The sequence below is a fragment of the Sphingobacterium kyonggiense genome (assembly GCF_039536825.1).
Lineage (GTDB): Bacteria > Bacteroidota > Bacteroidia > Sphingobacteriales > Sphingobacteriaceae > Sphingobacterium > Sphingobacterium kyonggiense.
In genome coordinates, this window is the sequence record NZ_BAAAZI010000020.1 from 1 (window position 1) to 1,421 (window position 1,421).

The following is a 1,421-nucleotide window of genomic DNA, read 5'->3' on the forward strand; positions in this document are numbered from 1 at the left end:
TTCGGGTTATTAGTACCACTCGGCTTTGGTCTCTCAACCTTTACACCTGTGGCCTATCGACGTCGTCATCTTCGACGGCCCTTATGAGGAAGTCTCATCTCGTGGCTAGTTTCGCACTTAGATGCTTTCAGCGCTTATCTATCCCGGACGTAGCTACCCTGCCGTACACCTGGCGGCATAACAGGTTCACCAGCGGTCCGTCCAACCCGGTCCTCTCGTACTAAGGTCAGATCCACTCAAACTTCCAGCGCCCACAACAGATAGGGACCGAACTGTCTCGCGACGTTCTGAACCCAGCTCGCGTGCCACTTTAATGGGCGAACAGCCCAACCCTTGGGACCTTCTCCAGCCCCAGGATGTGACGAGCCGACATCGAGGTGCCAAACCTCCCCGTCGATATGAGCTCTTGGGGGAGATCAGCCTGTTATCCCCAGAGTACCTTTTATCCTTTGAGCGATGGCCCTTCCATACAGAACCACCGGATCACTATGTCCGTCTTTCGACCCTGGTCGACTTGTAGGTCTCACAGTCAAGCAAGCTTATGCCATTGCACTCCTCGTACGGTTACCAAGCGTACTGAGCTTACCTTTGAAAGCCTCCGTTACCTTTTTGGAGGCGACCACCCCAGTCAAACTACCCACCAAACAATGTCCTCGACTCTGTCGAGTTAGAAACCGAATACAGAAAGGGCGGTATTTCAAGGTCGTATCCGCGATTCCTGGCGAAACCGCTTCAATTACTCCCGCCTATCCTACACATCCTGTACCCAATCTCAATGTTAAGCTATAGTGAAGGTTCATGGGGTCTTTCCGTCCCGTTGCGGGTAACCGGCGTCTTCACCGATACCACAATTTCACCGAGCTCATGGCTGAGACAGCGCCCAGATCGTTACACCATTCGTGCAGGTCGGAACTTACCCGACAAGGAATTTCGCTACCTTAGGACCGTTATAGTTACGGCCGCCGTTTACTGGGGCTTCGATTCAATGCTTCTCCTTGCGGATGACATCCCCTCTTAACCTTCCAGCACCGGGCAGGTGTCAGGCCTTATACTTCATCTTTCGATTTCGCAAAGCCATATGTTTTTGCTAAACAGTCGCCTGGGCCTTTTCACTGCGGCTTCTCCATCGCTGGAGGAAGCGCCCCTTCTCCCGAAGTTACAGGGCCATTTTGCCGAGTTCCTTAGCCATGATTCACTCGAGCACCTTAGGATCCTCTCCTCGACCACCTGTGTCGGTTTGCGGTACGGGTGTTGATGACCTGGAGCTTAGCGGGTTTTCTCGGAAGTCTGATTACCTGCGCTATCCGCGCCCCCGAGGGTTTGCGGTACTATCGGGCTTCAGCTGTACCGGCGGATTTGCCTACCGGTCCAATACCTTTGCCCTTCAACGAACTATTCCGTCAGTTCGCGGCAGTGTCACT

At 53.6% G+C, this 1,421-nt stretch carries 1 rRNA gene; it reads right to left on the reverse strand.

Annotation, left to right across the window (positions count from 1 at the left end):
* Positions 1-1,421 (reverse strand): 23S ribosomal RNA (locus ABD676_RS18175); the annotation flags it as partial.